This is a genomic window from Paraglaciecola hydrolytica (genome assembly GCF_001565895.1).
Lineage (GTDB): Bacteria > Pseudomonadota > Gammaproteobacteria > Enterobacterales > Alteromonadaceae > Paraglaciecola > Paraglaciecola hydrolytica.
In genome coordinates this window covers 2,653-17,651 of record NZ_LSNE01000003.1, presented here as the reverse complement: position 1 = coordinate 17,651, position 14,999 = coordinate 2,653, and the positions used below count along the sequence as shown (strand labels likewise).

The 14,999-nt window shown below is 40.8% G+C and carries 12 protein-coding genes; 8 read left to right on the top strand and 4 right to left on the bottom strand.

Annotated elements, in window-relative coordinates; translation table 11 throughout:
• Positions 1 to 5: 5 nt before the first annotated feature.
• The 5 genes from AX660_RS02620 (at position 6) to AX660_RS02600 (ending at position 6,135) form a co-directional block, all read left to right on the top strand.
• Positions 6 to 998 (top strand): DUF2333 family protein, encoded by a 993-nt coding sequence (locus AX660_RS02620; protein ID WP_068372145.1) that lies wholly within the window; start codon positions 6 to 8, stop codon positions 996 to 998.
• A gap of 4 nt (positions 999 to 1,002) precedes the next feature.
• Positions 1,003 to 1,761: a TIGR04219 family outer membrane beta-barrel protein gene (locus AX660_RS02615; protein ID WP_068372142.1), complete on the top strand. Its 759-nt coding sequence runs from the start codon at positions 1,003 to 1,005 to the stop codon at positions 1,759 to 1,761.
• Positions 1,762 to 1,860: 99 nt separating this feature from the next.
• Entirely contained in the window at positions 1,861 to 3,669 is a 1,809-nt protein-coding gene (locus tag AX660_RS02610) for an assimilatory sulfite reductase (NADPH) flavoprotein subunit (protein WP_068372139.1), read from the top strand.
• The gene (gene cysI, locus AX660_RS02605) at positions 3,669 to 5,381 is read left to right on the top strand and encodes an assimilatory sulfite reductase (NADPH) hemoprotein subunit (protein ID WP_068372137.1); all 1,713 of its coding nucleotides are present in this window, start codon (positions 3,669 to 3,671) and stop codon (positions 5,379 to 5,381) included. The genes AX660_RS02610 and cysI overlap by 1 nt, the downstream gene beginning before the upstream one ends.
• The gene (locus AX660_RS02600) at positions 5,374 to 6,135 is read left to right on the top strand and encodes a phosphoadenylyl-sulfate reductase (RefSeq protein WP_068372134.1); all 762 of its coding nucleotides are present in this window, start codon (positions 5,374 to 5,376) and stop codon (positions 6,133 to 6,135) included. The genes cysI and AX660_RS02600 overlap by 8 nt, the downstream gene beginning before the upstream one ends.
• Before the next feature lie 19 nt (positions 6,136 to 6,154).
• Here the strand turns inward: AX660_RS02600 and AX660_RS02595 are convergent, their stop codons facing one another.
• On the bottom strand, positions 6,155 to 7,051 hold the full coding sequence (locus AX660_RS02595; protein ID WP_068372131.1) for a TIGR03899 family protein: 897 nt from the start codon (positions 7,049 to 7,051) through the stop codon (positions 6,155 to 6,157).
• A gap of 213 nt (positions 7,052 to 7,264) precedes the next feature.
• On the opposite strand from AX660_RS02595, the gene AX660_RS02590 reads away from it, so the two are divergent.
• Complete coding sequence (locus AX660_RS02590; protein ID WP_068372129.1) at positions 7,265 to 9,499, top strand: bifunctional diguanylate cyclase/phosphodiesterase; 2,235 nt, start codon at positions 7,265 to 7,267, stop codon at positions 9,497 to 9,499.
• A gap of 120 nt (positions 9,500 to 9,619) precedes the next feature.
• Here AX660_RS02590 and AX660_RS02585 read toward each other — a convergent pair whose 3' ends face one another.
• On the bottom strand, positions 9,620 to 10,759 hold the full coding sequence (locus AX660_RS02585; RefSeq protein ID WP_068372126.1) for an acyl-CoA desaturase: 1,140 nt from the start codon (positions 10,757 to 10,759) through the stop codon (positions 9,620 to 9,622).
• A gap of 152 nt (positions 10,760 to 10,911) precedes the next feature.
• On the opposite strand from AX660_RS02585, the gene fabR reads away from it, so the two are divergent.
• Positions 10,912 to 11,511, top strand: coding sequence for an HTH-type transcriptional repressor FabR (fabR, locus tag AX660_RS02580; protein ID WP_068372124.1), 600 nt, complete (start codon positions 10,912 to 10,914; stop codon positions 11,509 to 11,511).
• Here fabR and trmA read toward each other — a convergent pair.
• Positions 11,508 to 12,608: a tRNA (uridine(54)-C5)-methyltransferase TrmA gene (gene trmA / locus AX660_RS02575; protein WP_068372121.1), complete on the bottom strand. Its 1,101-nt coding sequence runs from the start codon at positions 12,606 to 12,608 to the stop codon at positions 11,508 to 11,510. The two genes, fabR and trmA, sit on opposite strands and share 4 nt — an antisense overlap.
• Before the next feature lie 154 nt (positions 12,609 to 12,762).
• On the opposite strand from trmA, the gene AX660_RS02570 reads away from it, so the two are divergent.
• Positions 12,763 to 14,178: a DUF5610 domain-containing protein gene (locus tag AX660_RS02570; protein WP_068372117.1), complete on the top strand. Its 1,416-nt coding sequence runs from the start codon at positions 12,763 to 12,765 to the stop codon at positions 14,176 to 14,178.
• An 81-nt stretch (positions 14,179 to 14,259) separates the two neighbouring features.
• Here AX660_RS02570 and AX660_RS02565 read toward each other — a convergent pair whose 3' ends face one another.
• A complete protein-coding gene (locus AX660_RS02565) occupies positions 14,260 to 14,721 on the bottom strand; it encodes an RNA recognition motif domain-containing protein (RefSeq protein ID WP_068372114.1) in 462 nt (153 codons plus the stop codon).
• Positions 14,722 to 14,999: the final 278 nt, after the last annotated feature.

Sequence of the window (14,999 nt, the reverse complement as noted above, 5' to 3'; positions counted from 1 at the left end):
ATATTATGCAACGATTTTTGAGCCCCAAATGGATCGCAACTTACCTGGCTGCTTTTTTCCTACTCTTATGGATAGTGTCTTTGTTTTGGAGTGTTGAGCCTGAATTATTTGAGCCTAGAGAGTTAGCGGCTCAACAAGCTCAATTACGCAATGAAAAAGTCGTACCTGGTTATACCATGACAACAACCTTAATCGCGGTCAGTGAATCTTTGTTAAATAAATCCGGTGGATACTTATCTAATGACGTATTACCACCCAGTGTATTGATGGATGATATGCCTAGTTGGGAGTTTGGCGTATTAGAAATGACGCGGGATTTGTCCTTGGCCATGCGTAAAGATTTGAGCCGTTCACAGTCACAATCCTTAGAAAATCCAAATTTAACCAAAGCTCAGCCCTTATTTAATAATAACCATTTGGATTGGTTATTGCCATCTGCTGAATCCCGTTATCAAGAAGGCATTGATTATTTATATTTGTATCGCACCACTTTATCTGACATCCAGCAGAATCAAGGACAGTTTTACGCCCGAGCCGATAACTTACGTGATTGGCTCAAGCAAGTCGAAAAACGTTTAGGCAGTTTGTCACAAAGGCTCAGTGCCAGTGTTGGACAAGATCGTTTAGATACCAGCTTGGCCGGTGATGCACAGGCTAGCCAATCTACTCCTACTGCACGTCACTTAGTGGATAAAACTAGTTGGTGGCAATTAGATAACAATTTTTATGAAGCGCGGGGTGCTAGTTGGGCTCTATTACATTTTCTTAAAGCCGTTGAAGCCGATTTTGCCGATGTATTAGAGAAAAAGAATGCACGTATCAGTTTGCAACAAATTGTGCGTGAACTAGAAGCGACGCAGGAACCTATCTGGAGTCCGTTTATTCTTAATGGCAGTGGTTTTGGACTGTTGGCTAATCATTCTTTGGTCATGGCAAACTATATATCGCGGGCAAATGCGGCTCTTATTGAGCTATCAGAATTATTAAATCAAGGTTGATACTATGAAAAAATACGCACTATCTATTGGCATGGTTAGTTTACTTGGCTGTGTTTCAGCTCAGGCTGATACATTATTGGGACTATATGCTGGCGCTCAAGGCTGGAATATGGAAACCATTGGTGGCTTTTCGGATGACGGCACCAACATTGCGTTTAACTTCGAAGATAAAACGCAAGGTAGTTTTTATGTGGCATTTGAGCATCCCATTCCGCTTGTGCCTAATTTGAAAGTGCAAAGAACAGGCATGGATACCGACGGAAAAGTATCTTTGACGACCAGTTTTACCTTTGGCGACGAATTATTTACGGCCAACAGTACCGCACTGACTGATATCAAACTCACCAGCACAGATGCGATTTTGTATTACGAACTATTTGATAATGATCTTATAAGTTTTGATGTGGGTATCAATGCCAAATATTTGGATGGCGAGTTATTTGTTATTGATAGCGAAGACCCCAGCACAAGTGGTCGCGAGGAGTTTTCTGGGGTGGTGCCTATGGTTTATTCAAGAGTAGCGATAGGTATTCCGACCACAGGTTTAGGTTTTTATATTGAAGGTAGTTTTTTAAGTTTTGATGACCAAACGTTGACCGATTATCAGGCCGCATTGACCTATAGTTTGATGGAAAACCTCGCCATCGATATGACCTTCCAGTTGGGTTACCGCTCAGTTGAAGTTGATCTGGATGATCTGGATGGGATCTATTCTAATTTAGAATTTAAAGGTGCTTTTGCTGGTTTAGAACTACACTTTTAATGTTTCAGGCTTTTAAGTAATAAAAAATCAGTTTTTATTCTTTCCGGTTATGGGCTTAAATCGCTAATCTACTAAGGTATTAATAACGGTTAGTGATTTATGTCTATAGCAGCACAACAAAATTCAAACATGATGGTCGCGTTGAACGACAGCCAATGGGCACTTGTCAATCAGCTTAGCTCTACCTTAAGTTCTCAACAATTAAACTGGTTAAGCGGTTATTTGGCAGGGCTTGCTCAATCAGGTCAGAGTGTGCAAGCTGTCCAGAGCAGCGTTGCCAATGATAAAAAGTTAACTATTTTATATGGTTCACAAACCGGCAATGCTAAGTCCGTAGCGGCTGAGTTTAAAGCCCTGCTCGAAGCTAAAAATATTCCTGTCACGCTGTCGAATATGGCTGACTACAAAGCCAAGCAATTAAAAGCGGAAACCCATTTGGTGGTGATCGCCAGTACTCATGGTGAAGGTGATGCGCCGGATGATGCTGTTGAATTACATGAATTTTTAGCCAGTAAAAAAGCCGTAAAATTACCTGATCTGAAATTTTCTGTTTTAGGTTTAGGTGACAGCAGTTACGAGTTTTTCTGTCAGACAGGTAAAGACTTTGATCAACGTTTGGCCGACTTAGGTGCTAAACGTATTATTGACAGGGTTGATTGCGATGTGGATTACGATGATGCCTGTCAGGCATGGTTTGGCGCAGTTATCGCTAAAATCAGTGACGAGCTATTACAGCAATCGGCGACTCCCGCTGTCACAAGCAATGCGCGTGCTCAGGCCAGTAATAAGGCAAGTGTTTATAACAAAAAGAACCCTTTTAGTGCGTCCTTACTTGAAAGCCAAAAAATTACTGGCCGTGATTCGGTTAAAGATATCCGTCATATCGAGATCTCATTAGAAGGTTCGGGAATTCAGTACCGACCGGGTGATGCTTTAGGGGTATGGTTTAAAAATGATGCGGCTTTAGTTGATGAATTGTTACAGTTATTATCAATTCAGCCATCAGCTACGGTTGAGCTTGCGGGTGCAAAGTATACGGTGCGTGATGCGCTAATTAATCAGTTTGAGTTAACCCAAAGTTATCCAACTTTTATTAGTGCATATAGTGCCTTTACCCAAAACAAACAGCTAATTGATTTGGCAACAGACAAAGAAGCCTTGCGCACTTATCTGGCTTCTCGTCAGATAGTGGATATCGTCAGAGAATATCCGGCTCATGTTACCGCTCAGCAATTGCTAGATTGTTTACGCAAAATTACCCCACGTTTGTATTCCATTGCCTCATCTCAGGATGAAGTAGAAGACGAAGTGCACTTAACTGTGGCGTTATTGCAATACGATAACGAAGGAAACCTACGCCAAGGCGGAGCTTCCAGTTATTTGGCTGCGCGTTTGGAAGCCGGTGGCGAACTAGGTGTGTTTGTTGAACACAATGATAATTTCAGATTGCCCGATGATCCTAATACCGATGTGATCATGATTGGCCCTGGCACTGGTATAGCGCCTTTCAGAGCCTTTATGCAACAGCGTCAAGCCGATGAAGCAGAAGGTAAAAACTGGCTGTTTTTTGGTAATCCAAATTATACCCAAGATTTTTTATATCAAACTGAATGGCAACGTTTTGTTAAAGAGGGTGTATTAACTAAAGTCAGCTTGGCATTTTCTCGTGATCAAGAACAGAAAGTCTACGTGCAACACCGCATCAAAGAACAGGGTGCAGAGCTGTATCAATGGCTCGAAAAAGGTGCACATTTGTATATTTGTGGTGATGCAAACCACATGGCAAAAGATGTACATGATGCTCTTATTCATGTTGTGGTTGAGTTTGGTGGTAAAACGGCTGAACAGGCAGAACTTTATTTAACTGATTTAAGACGTGCAAAACGCTATCAGAAGGACGTTTACTAATGACGACTGACAACACTAAATTTATCGTACAAGGCAAATTAGCCGACAACGAACGTTTAAAAACCCAAAGTAATTTTTTACGTGGCACCATAGCGCAAGATCTGCAAGACGACTTAACGGGCGCCTTTGTGGGTGATAACTTTCAGCTAATTCGTTTTCATGGCATGTATCAGCAGGATGATCGTGACTTGCGTGCTGAGCGTGCCAAGCAAAAACTTGAGCCCCTACAAAATGTGATGTTACGTGCCCGTTTACCGGGTGGCATTATTAGTACGGCGCAGTGGTTAGCGATTGACAAATTTGCTGAAGAAAAAAGCCTATATGGCAGTATCCGCCTGACTACACGTCAAACATTTCAGTTTCATGGGGTATTAAAGCCACATATTAAACTGATGCATCAAACCCTTAATCAAGTAGGCATTGATGCCATTGCAACAGCGGGTGATGTAAATCGTAATGTCTTGTGTACTTCTAATCCGGTTGAGTCAATAGTTCATCAAGAAGCCTATGAATGGGCCAAAAAGATCAGTGAACATTTGCTGCCTAAAACGCGAGCCTATGCTGAAATTTGGCTGGATGGCGAAAAGTTAGAAACCACGGATCATGAACCTATTTTAGGTAGCACCTATTTACCGCGTAAATTTAAAACGACTGTTGTGATCCCGCCGCAAAATGACGTGGACGTACATGCTAATGACTTGAATTTTGTGGCAATTGCTCATGATGGCAAGCTTGTTGGTTTTAACGTACTAGTGGGTGGTGGCTTGGCCATGACTCATGGTGATAAAGAAACCTACCCGCGTAAAGCTGACGATTTTGGTTTTATCCCCTTAGAGCATACTTTAGCGATAGCCGAAGCTGTGGTTACCACCCAACGTGACTGGGGTAATAGAGTCGCTCGTAAAAATGCCAAAACCAAATATACCCTAGAACGGGTTGGCGTTGAAAACTTCAAGACTGAAGTTGAAAAGCGTGCTGGTGTGCAATTTACCGCTAGCCGTCCTTATGAATTTACCGAGCGCGGTGACCGCATTGGTTGGGTTGCAGGAGTTGATGGTAAATACCATTTAACGCTGTTTATTGAAAATGGCCGTATTCTTGATTATCCCGGTAAAACCTTAAAAACGGGTTGTGCCGAGATAGCAAAAATTCACCCTGGTGATTTTCGTTTAACCGCTAACCAAAACTTAATCGTTGCAGGTGTACCCGCTGAGCTAAAAGAGACGATCGAGCAACTTGCACGTCAACATGGTTTGATGGCTGATGATGTGAGCGCCCAGCGCAAAGATTCTATGGCTTGTGTAGCTTTGCCTACTTGTCCTTTAGCGATGGCAGAAGCAGAACGTTATTTGCCTGATGCTGTGACGCAGATAGAAGGATTGTTAGCTAAACACGGTTTAGCGGATGACAGCATTATATTTCGTGTTACTGGCTGTCCGAATGGTTGTGGCCGTGCCATGTTGGCCGAAGTGGGTTTAGTGGGCAAAGGTCCAGGTAAATACAACTTCCATTTAGGTGGTAATCGCAACGGTACACGTATTCCAAAAATGTATTTGGAGAATATTAGCGAACAACAAATCATGGACGAATTGGATGTTTTGATTGGCCGCTGGTCACAAGAACGCTTAGCTAATGAGGCTTTTGGTGACTATGTAATCAGAGCAGAAATTATTGCTCCGGTAGTTGATTCTGCTAAGGATTTTTATGCCTAAGGCACAAAATTCTGTGCTGAGTGACGCACTTAAACCAGTCTTGCCCGCGATTAATGGGCAAGAGTCGCTGGCTGAGGTGAATCAACGCTTGGAATTGGCTAGCGCCGAGCAGCGGATAAGCTGGGCGTTGGAACATTTACCCGCCAACTTTATCTTGTCATCCAGTTTTGGTGCACAGGCTGCGGTGATGTTGCACATGCTCACTCGTCAGTATCCGGATATCCCAGTGGTATTAACGGATACTGGTTATTTGTTTCCGGAAACCTACCAATTTATTGATGAGTTAACCAGTCGTCTGAATCTAAACCTCAAAGTTTTCAGCGCAGATATGTCTCCTGCATGGCAAGAGGCTCGTATGGGTAAACTGTGGGAACAAGGTTTAGATGGCATGGAGCAATACAACAACTTAAATAAAGTGCAGCCAATGCAAAAAGCGCTACAAGAGCTATCAGCCAAATCTTGGTTTGCTGGTTTGCGCCGAAGTCAGTCTGACATGCGTGAAACTTTACCTGTTGTGCAGCAGTTGAAAAACCAATACAAAATTTATCCGATTATCGATTGGAGTAATAAAGATATTCATTATTACCTCAAAGAGCATGACTTGCCCTACCATCCTTTATGGGAAAAAGGGTATGTATCCATTGGCGATTGGCACACTACTCGTTCGTTGGAAGAAGGCATGAACGAACAAGATACCCGATTCTTTGGTATGAAACGCGAGTGTGGTTTACATGAATTTGGTGATGGTATCTAACAAGCTAACCGTTTTTCTGTTAGCTCATTTCAAAGGCATGAGCCAAGGTTTGTTTAAGCGCATTAACATAGGCATCTTGTTTTTGACTGGTCACCAATTTACTCAGCTCGGCACCCGTGGTCGTAAACTTAAAATAGACCAAAGTTAATCCACGATGTTTGGGCACAAAACTAATTGAATGCCCTGCAACCCGCCATTCTGTTAGCTGTTCAAGGGCTAATTCCCCCGATTCAATTTCACTATGATGGATTAAACCCAAGTCCATCAAAGCCAGTAAATCTGGGTAGCTCAAAGTAAAGTGAGCAAGATTGAGTTGGTGTTCCGCCCCCGGCCTTAAAAAAGACCAGATTGATTTTTTACGATAATAGCCCAGTAAAATTTTAGGCGCACTTTCACCCTTACGTTTACTGGCTAAGTTCACGGCCTGACGAAAAATCAAAGCGTCTTTCTGAGTTAACTGTTTGAGTGTTTGTAGTGTTTTAAGCGAAAAACTGCCTGGTTGGCTACTCTCAACTGCAAAAATTTTGCCCCACACTTCTTGCATTTGTGCGGAATAAACATCCTCTGCCATATTTAGAAAACTGAAAAACCAATCGGGATCAATGTCATCTCCTTGGGTTTCTTCGAGACAAAAATCTAAGGCTTTGCCTAATATGCGTTCGAGATTGGCAAACTTGCGCCTTTCTTTTAAGGTGTTTTTAGCTAAGATTTTTTCATCTAAGGTTTGGCTAGGACGTTTAGCAAAACTAGGGTAAACCCCTGCCTGAGCAAACCATTTTGCTACGCGCTCTTTGCCAGCAAATTTAGTTAACTTTTCTGCTTGTTTGACATTCTTAGTACTAATCTTTTCAGAGGCACTTGAGTCAGATTTAAGCTCAACGTTTACTTGAGGTAAAATAGCGCTTTGGATTTTCATGGGCATTGCGTTAAAGTGAAATTGCGTTACATTTATTGAGTTGTATATTGCGTCATTAATTGCTTGAAGCCAAAAGAATTTATTTGGGGTAATATCATTAACTATGAAATTACCGCGGTGTTTTGTAGATGACTTTTTGTTTCTATGCTGGATTGGTATTAGGCAGAAAGTGTCGGAAAATAGGTATTATGAATCGGAGTCTTCAGTAATTAAATGTGTCCCAGTAATTATGAAAATGATGAATTAATTTTCTTATCGGAAGAAAAAGGCGCAGAAACCAAAGTTGCCAGTGGTTTTTGGAATATATTGGTTGTTGATGACGATGAGGAAATCCACTCTGTCACACGTTTAGCCTTATCCGATTTGATAGTTAATGATAAAGGCTTAAAATTTTTTCATGCCTATTCGGGCGCTGAAGCCTTAAAAATGATTGCTGAAATGGGCTCTAGCCTTGCCATTATTTTATTAGATGTGGTGATGGAAACCGATGATGCTGGGCTTAAAGTGGCCAGAGCCATGCGTACCGAGTTGAAGTTAGATGAACCCAGAATTATCTTACGTACCGGCCAACCAGGATACGCCCCAGAAGAACAAGTCATCAAAGACTACGATATTAATGACTATAAAACGAAAACCGAATTAACTCGCAGTAAACTTGTTACTACTATCATTGCTTCACTACGCTCCTATCAACAAATACTTTCAATTAATCAAAGCCGTCTAGGTTTGCAGAAGATTATTATATCTGCAGCTAATTTGATGGAAGAACACTCAGTCAAAAATTTCTGTGAAGGCGTGGTAACCCAAATAAGCTCTTTAATTGGTTTAGATGCTGGCGGGGTAGTGTGTGCACGTGCAGGCTCAGTGTTAGATCGAGACGACGATGGCGTGTATATCCTTGGTGCCGCAGGAGAGTTTGCCAGCTACATTAACGAAAAATTGGAAAATTTACATAATGTTAAAATAGTCAGTTTTGTAAATCGTTGTTTGTTATTAAAGCAGCATATATTTGAACAAGATTTTTCAGTTTTGTATCTCAATAGCTCAGGTTACGAAGCCGCAGTGTATTTACAAATTGGTAAAGAAATAAGTCCTATAGATAGACAGCTATTGGAAGTTTTTTTATCGAGCGTGTCAGTTGGTTATGAAAACGTCAATTTATTCCATCAGTTGCGCACAGCTGCTTTTAAAGATTGGTTGACCAAGTTACCCAACCGCAGTGAGTTTATTAACATGCTGGATGAAGTAGGGAGTAATAAACTCACTACTTCAGATATAGTGGTAGCCTTAATCGATATTAGCCATTTTGCCGATATTAATGATGGACTAGGTCAAGATGTGGGTAACAGCCTGTTATTATCTGTGGCCTCTAGACTAGAGTTAACGTTTAAAGATAAAGTTAAACTTGGGCGTATTGGCTCGGACGTGTTTGGTTTAATTGGCCCCGAATTTTTTATTAACCCGCAAACGATCCAAGAATTGTTTGTTAGCCCTTTTAAGGCGGGTGAACATTCTTTACATTTAGGCGCTTCGTTTGGTTTGGCTAGGCTGACTAGTAAAATTCAAAGCGGTATTAACATTCTTAAACAAACCAATATTGCCCTTAACAAAGCCAAAAAAAATCTGAATACCAATTTTGAGTACTACGAACCAGAAATGGAAGAACAGACAACCTGGCGCTTAGATATGATCCGTCAGTTAGGTCTCGATTTCTCTGAACGCAAGTTACAACTTTGGTATCAGCCGCAGGTCGATTTAGTCACAGAACGTGTTGTTGGTATGGAGGCCCTGTTGCGTTGGCCCACATCAAACGGCGGTTTTATCTCTCCTGATGTATTTATCCCATTAGCTGAATATTCTGGTTTGATTATTGACATCGGAGCTTGGGTGTTGGAAGAGTCCTGTCGACAATTAGGCGTGTTAAGTGCGCTTGGCTTTACCGAATTAAGAATGGCAGTCAATATTTCGATGCCTCAATTCAGGGATCCTGAGTTTATAAACATCGTTAAAAGCGTGATCACAGAACAAGGTATAAAACCTGCCAGAATAGAGTTGGAGATAACCGAAAGTATTGTAATGGATGAACCTCAGATAGTGGTTGAAGCACTGCATGAGCTAAAAGAGTTTGGCGTGAAGGTCGCTATTGATGACTTTGGAACCGGATTTTCTTCTATGAGTTATCTGCAACAACTTCCTCTAGACCGACTGAAAGTTGATCGTTCTTTTGTCAACGAGATCACCCCAGGTAAATCTGCTTTTATCGCAGAAACGATAGTTACTTTGGGTAACAAGTTAGGGTTATCGACTATTGCTGAAGGTGTAGAAAAACGAGAGCAAGCCAGTTACATGCTTAAATTGGGCTGTGATGAAGCACAAGGTTATTTATTTGCTAAGCCCATGCCTTTTGAGCAACTTGTGGTCTTTTTGGAAAATCAGCAAGATAAATAACCGTCTTGAACACGCACTACATTTTTAAATGTTACACGTTAAAAGTACTGTCCCATCACATCGTATATTAGATATCTTGAACAACAAAAAAGCGCTTTAAGCGCTTTTTTGTTGTGCATTTTATTCGTCAGCAAGTACAGGCAGGTAGACAAGCTGGTTTAGTTTCAGCCACTTTTCTTTTTGTAGTGCTAAATTAAGTTTTAACTCTTTATACTTATGATGTACTTCAAGTTTTTCATAACTACGTTTTAAATCTTGTTTTTTAAGCTCCATTAAGCGTTTTTTGGTTGCGTAATAATCAGTCATTCTTTGCATTAGCAATTCATATTCGGTCTGTAATTTTTGCAGTACTTCTTCAGCATTTGCTAAGGACGCAATTTGTATTTTTGAACGTTGCAATTGCATATTAAAGCGTGCTTTTTCAATACGCTCTTCGGGGCAGCGACGTAAGTTTTTTGTAAGGCCAATGTAAGACAAGCCACTAATTAACCACTTAGTTGGATCAAATTGCCACCAACGAATACCGTTTCTATAGTCATATTCAAAAATATGATGGAAATTATGGTAACCCTCTCCAAAGGTAAAAAATGCCAGAATATCATTATCTCGCGCGCTGTTTTTATCCGTATAAGGCTGGCGTCCCCAGATATGGGCAAGTGAATTAATAAAAAAAGTAACGTGGTGAACTACCACTAATCTGAATACCCCTGCTAATAGTAACATCCCCCAGATATCGCCATTTAGCCAACCAAATAACAAAGGAATTCCAAAATTGGCACTGAGCATAATGGACAAATAGTGATTATGTTGCCACATGACTACTTTGTCTTTTTGCAGATCTCGACAATTGCTGTAATCGCCATAACGATGTGCTTGATACTCTCTTAACATCCAACCAATATGCGAATACCAAAAACCTTTGTTGGCTGAATAGGGATCAGAGTCGTTATCATCGACGTGTTTATGATGGATACGATGATCGGCTGACCAGTGAAGTATGCTATTTTGCAAAGCCATTGCGCCACCAATGGCTAGGATGACTTTGACAACAGGGTTGGCATCATAGGTTTTATGTGACCAAAGTCTGTGATAACCAGCGGTAATCGACATACCTGAGAAATATATTAGACCAATACAAGCCGCTATTTCGATAGCATCAAATCCATTTAACAAGGCCTCATAAGGTACAGCAAACAACGCAATCAACCCTGTGATCACAAATATGGAAATATTGATAAAAAGTAGACGGGGTTTTTTCATTAGAGAATTTATTCAGCTTACAACTGTACGCTAATTTAGCGGCAGTGCGAAACTTAGGCAAGGATTTTCTGTTTGAAACAATGAAAAAGCTAACTGTGTCGCCAGAGATTTTCAGGTTAAACTACTTGCTAAAAATTAAGGTTAGTTGAATTTTGAGTCGTCAATTACAGAAGTTACGTACGCGCCGAAGCATCATTGATGCAGCATTTTCATTATTGGATGACCAACGTAGTTTATCCAGTATCAGCTTGCGCGAAGTTGCCAGAGAAGCTGGCATTGCGCCGACTTCATTTTATCGGCATTTTAAAGATATTGATGAATTGGGTTTAACACTCGTTGATGAGGCGGGTTTGGCGCTTAGGCAATTAATGCGTCAGGCTCGTTTACGCATTGCTTCTGGTGGCGGGGTGATTAATACCTCAGTCGATACCTTTATGGAATTTATCAGTGACAACAGTAACGTGTTCAGATTATTGCTACGTGAACACACTGGCACATCACTGGCTTTCAGGGCTGCTGTGCTAAGGGAAATTCAGCACTTTAATGTTGAATTAACTGATTACACTATGGCGACCACCGGGCTTTCACCTAAGGTGGCCAATTTACAAGCTGAAGCTATGGTCAAGTTGGTTTTTAGCGCTGGTGCTGAGGGTTTAGATGCTAGCGTTGAACAAAAAAAAATTCTCGCTGGCAGATTAAAACTTCAGTTACGTTTTATTGCCAATGGCGCGCTGCGTACCACAGTTGATTAAGGTTTTTTACGCAAAAATACACCACACTCGCTATGGTGGGTGTAAGGGAATTGATCGAACAGCGCAAACCTACTTACCTCATGAGTGAGACTAAGTGTTACTAGGTTGTCCTTAAGTGTTTCAGGATTGCATGAGATATAAACGATGTTTGCATACTCTTTAACCATATGCAGGGTTTCGTCGTCTAGCCCTGACCGTGGTGGATCAACCAATATTGTCTGGCAGTCATATTCACTGAGATTAATACCTTCGAGTCGTCTAAATTGACGTTTCTGCTGTTGCGCTTCTACAAACTCTTCACTAGACATCCGCAGAATAGTTACATTATCAATGTGGTTGGTTGCAATATTAAATTGAGCCGCTGCGACTGAAGATTTGGCGATCTCCGTGGCTAAAACACGCTTGAAATTTTGTGCCATAGGTAGGGTAAAGTTACCCAAACCACAATACAGTTCTAATAGATCCCCGTGACAATCCTTCGTTGCATCAATTGCCCACTCAATCATCTTGATGTTGACCCTGGCATTTGGCTGGGTAAAGCTATTTTCAATATGCTTGAACTGATAGTCGCGGCCTTTGATCGTAAGTGATTCCAGCAAAAAATCCTTATCTAAGACGATTTTTTGGTTCTTCGCACGCCCGATGAGATCAATCTTATATTGTTTCCTTAACTCAGTTAGGATGCTTTGCATTTCAGCAGTCCAATTCTCATCAAGGGTTTTGTGGTAGAGCAAAGACACCACTATTTCGCCACTTAGACTGCTTAAATAATCAATCTGAAAGAGTTTACGGCGCGCAATCTCATTATTTTTTAACAAATGAATTAAGTCTGCCATAACCTGATTGATCAATTGACTAGCTGGCGGGAAGGCTTCGACCTGATATTTTTGTTTAGTCTCTTGATCGAACATAATGTGATATAAGTTATCACCTTCATGCCAAACTCTAAATTCGGCACGCATGCGGTAATGAAGTGGCTCAGAGGCGTATACATCAAGTGTTGGCATCGCAAACGCCGCGAAATATTGACTAAGAAATTCAACCTTATTTTGTAGTTGATTGGGGTAATCTTTAGCGTTTATATCAGTCTGGCGCATCGTCTATCTCATGTTCATCACGGTAAAAATGCGCACGGTATAAGGTTTCAGTTGATACTGCAAGGCTGGCAGTATTAAGTTTTTTATCATGCTTAGCCTAAATATTGTACGAACTTGGTCGATAATTACTAATGAGGCGAGTGAGGTATATCAGATGAACATTAATCAACTAAAAGCATTTTTAGGAGAAAAACCACCGCATTTAGGTAATGAAGGTAGTATCCAGAACCAAATGCGTGAGTCAGGACTCCAACAAGCAGCCAGTTTTCAGGCTAAACAAACGCAGCTAAAAGCAGACCAATTTAGCTCTAGTTCAACTTTTGGGGTGAGAGTGTATGCAAACTCATTGCATTCCACCTTGGAAATTAACAACCGCAAACCGGATTTTTCTGTGGGCAAGTCAGCCAAACCAGCGACACCAGCATTTGATTTCGAAGAAGTCGCTAAGAATGTGCTGAATTTTGTTGGTGGAGCATTGAAAAATGCAAAAGCCAAGGGGGCAGATGAAGCCGAGTTAAATAAATTGTTTGAGCAAGCGACTTCAGGTGTGCTTAAAGGTATTAAGTTAGCCGAAAAAGATTTGGCTGGTTTTATGAACGATGAAATCAGAAACGGTATCGATAGCAGTAAAAAGCTAATTGACGAAGGCATTGAGAAACTCAAACAACAAATCTTTGGCAAACAAGATAATCAAGAAACCTTAAATTCAGAGTCAGTTGTAAGTACCACGCAGATTAGCGTTTCTCAGCAACAATCTGGACAGTTATTGATTAAAACTAAAGACGGTGATGAAGTCAGTTTGTCTTTTGAGGATTTTCGCCGTTTTGAATTAACTCAACAGTTAATGTTGCAAAAACAAAATGCGTCCGCTGAATCCGCTGAAAAAGATAAAGAGCAGGTTGAAACCAAAGAAAAGCCACAGCCTACACTGGTTAATAGTGCTACTTCTGAAAATGACCAAGCAGAGGCAAATACAGATACGACTCAAGCAGCTCAGTCTGTTGCTCAGGATGAACGTAAACAAGAGGTTAAACCTCAAGCCCTTGCTACTCAAAATAGTATTTATTACGAAAGTAATGCGTTGAGTTTCAGTGTGAGCGGTGAACTGGATGAAGATGAATTGAAAGCCATAGGTAAATTAGTGGCAGATGCCAATGATTTGGCAGATGAGTTTTTTAACGGCGACATCGAAACCGCTTACAAACAAGCATTGAAATTGGGCTTTGATGATCAGGAGCTGACTAGTTTTGCTCTTCAATTAACCAAAGTTGAAAATACTCAGGTTATTAAAGCCTATGAAACGGTGTCTCACTATGACCAAGAAAATACCAGCAATGAACCCGCTAAGGCTGTAAAACCTGTAGCCCATTATTTGGATAAGATGCTGGGGGTTGTTGAAGAAAGCAGATTGAAGTTACAAGATGGTAAAGAGTTTGAAAACATGATCAATGAACTGATTAACCGTATGGGCGAAGTGCACACCCCAGATCTTATTCATGCTATCAATCGCTTTCATTCATTTAATCAGAAACTACTCGATAATCTGCCTTTGACTTTTAAGGCTGAATAACAATAGACATTCTATTAAGCATAAAAAAACGCCTGCAAATTAGCAGGCGTTTTTGTGTTCGGTAATAATCCAATGTCGAGCTTATTGCTCTTCTTCTTCAACTTTATCTTTAGCTAAGCGAACTTTAAGTGTTCTTTCTTGAAAGACAGAGTCATTCAGGTTTTTAATAGCTTTATCAGCGCCTTTGGCATCCATCTCAACAAAGCCATAACCTTTGCGCTTTCCTGTGCGACGGTCTTTCATTAATCGCACTGAATTAACTGCGCCATATTTTTCGAAATGTTCCTGAACGGATTGCTCATTTGCTCTATAAGGAAGATTACCTACATATAAAGTACTAAGGTCAGTTGTTTGTGATGTGGTAGAGCTGCTGACGCCGTTTGCTTTGGATGAAAGGACAATACTCAATAAGCCGCCCAGAATAACACCAAGAGCGACGGCCATTGCTGAAGACATGGCAGGGTTAACTGTATCAAAAAGGAAATAGCCCACTACGGCTAAGATCAAAACACAAATAATGTTGGTGAGTAACGATGAGTTCATATTTAAGAGTACCTAAAAAGTTATATTTATAATAAGAATTGCCATGCCTATGTTACTTACTTATCGATAAATCGCCAACACTATAAAAGTTGAGGACGTATGTAGGCTGCTTAATAAGGCCAATTGAGGTGTTTTACGCACGCTTTGGCGAATAAACCAGCACTTAAACAATAACTTTAAAAAAGGTGTTGCAAGTGATGAAGGCTTCTCTATAATGCGCCTCCTCGCTTCGGGACAGACTTGAAAGAGTCATTTAAGTCCAGAGGTTGAGTCGCTAA

Coding starts and splice junctions, on each gene's coding strand:
- AX660_RS02620 (WP_068372145.1), top strand. CDS start 6: ATGCAACGATTTTTGAGCCCCAAATGGATCGCAACTTACCTGGCTGCT.
- AX660_RS02615 (WP_068372142.1), top strand. CDS start 1,003: ATGAAAAAATACGCACTATCTATTGGCATGGTTAGTTTACTTGGCTGT.
- AX660_RS02610 (WP_068372139.1), top strand. CDS start 1,861: ATGTCTATAGCAGCACAACAAAATTCAAACATGATGGTCGCGTTGAAC.
- cysI (WP_068372137.1), top strand. CDS start 3,669: ATGACGACTGACAACACTAAATTTATCGTACAAGGCAAATTAGCCGAC.
- AX660_RS02600 (WP_068372134.1), top strand. CDS start 5,374: ATGCCTAAGGCACAAAATTCTGTGCTGAGTGACGCACTTAAACCAGTC.
- AX660_RS02595 (WP_068372131.1), bottom strand. CDS start 7,051: ATGAAAATCCAAAGCGCTATTTTACCTCAAGTAAACGTTGAGCTTAAA.
- AX660_RS02590 (WP_068372129.1), top strand. CDS start 7,265: ATGTGTCCCAGTAATTATGAAAATGATGAATTAATTTTCTTATCGGAA.
- AX660_RS02585 (WP_068372126.1), bottom strand. CDS start 10,759: ATGAAAAAACCCCGTCTACTTTTTATCAATATTTCCATATTTGTGATC.
- trmA (WP_068372121.1), bottom strand. CDS start 12,608: ATGCGCCAGACTGATATAAACGCTAAAGATTACCCCAATCAACTACAA.
- AX660_RS02570 (WP_068372117.1), top strand. CDS start 12,763: ATGAACATTAATCAACTAAAAGCATTTTTAGGAGAAAAACCACCGCAT.
- AX660_RS02565 (WP_068372114.1), bottom strand. CDS start 14,721: ATGAACTCATCGTTACTCACCAACATTATTTGTGTTTTGATCTTAGCC.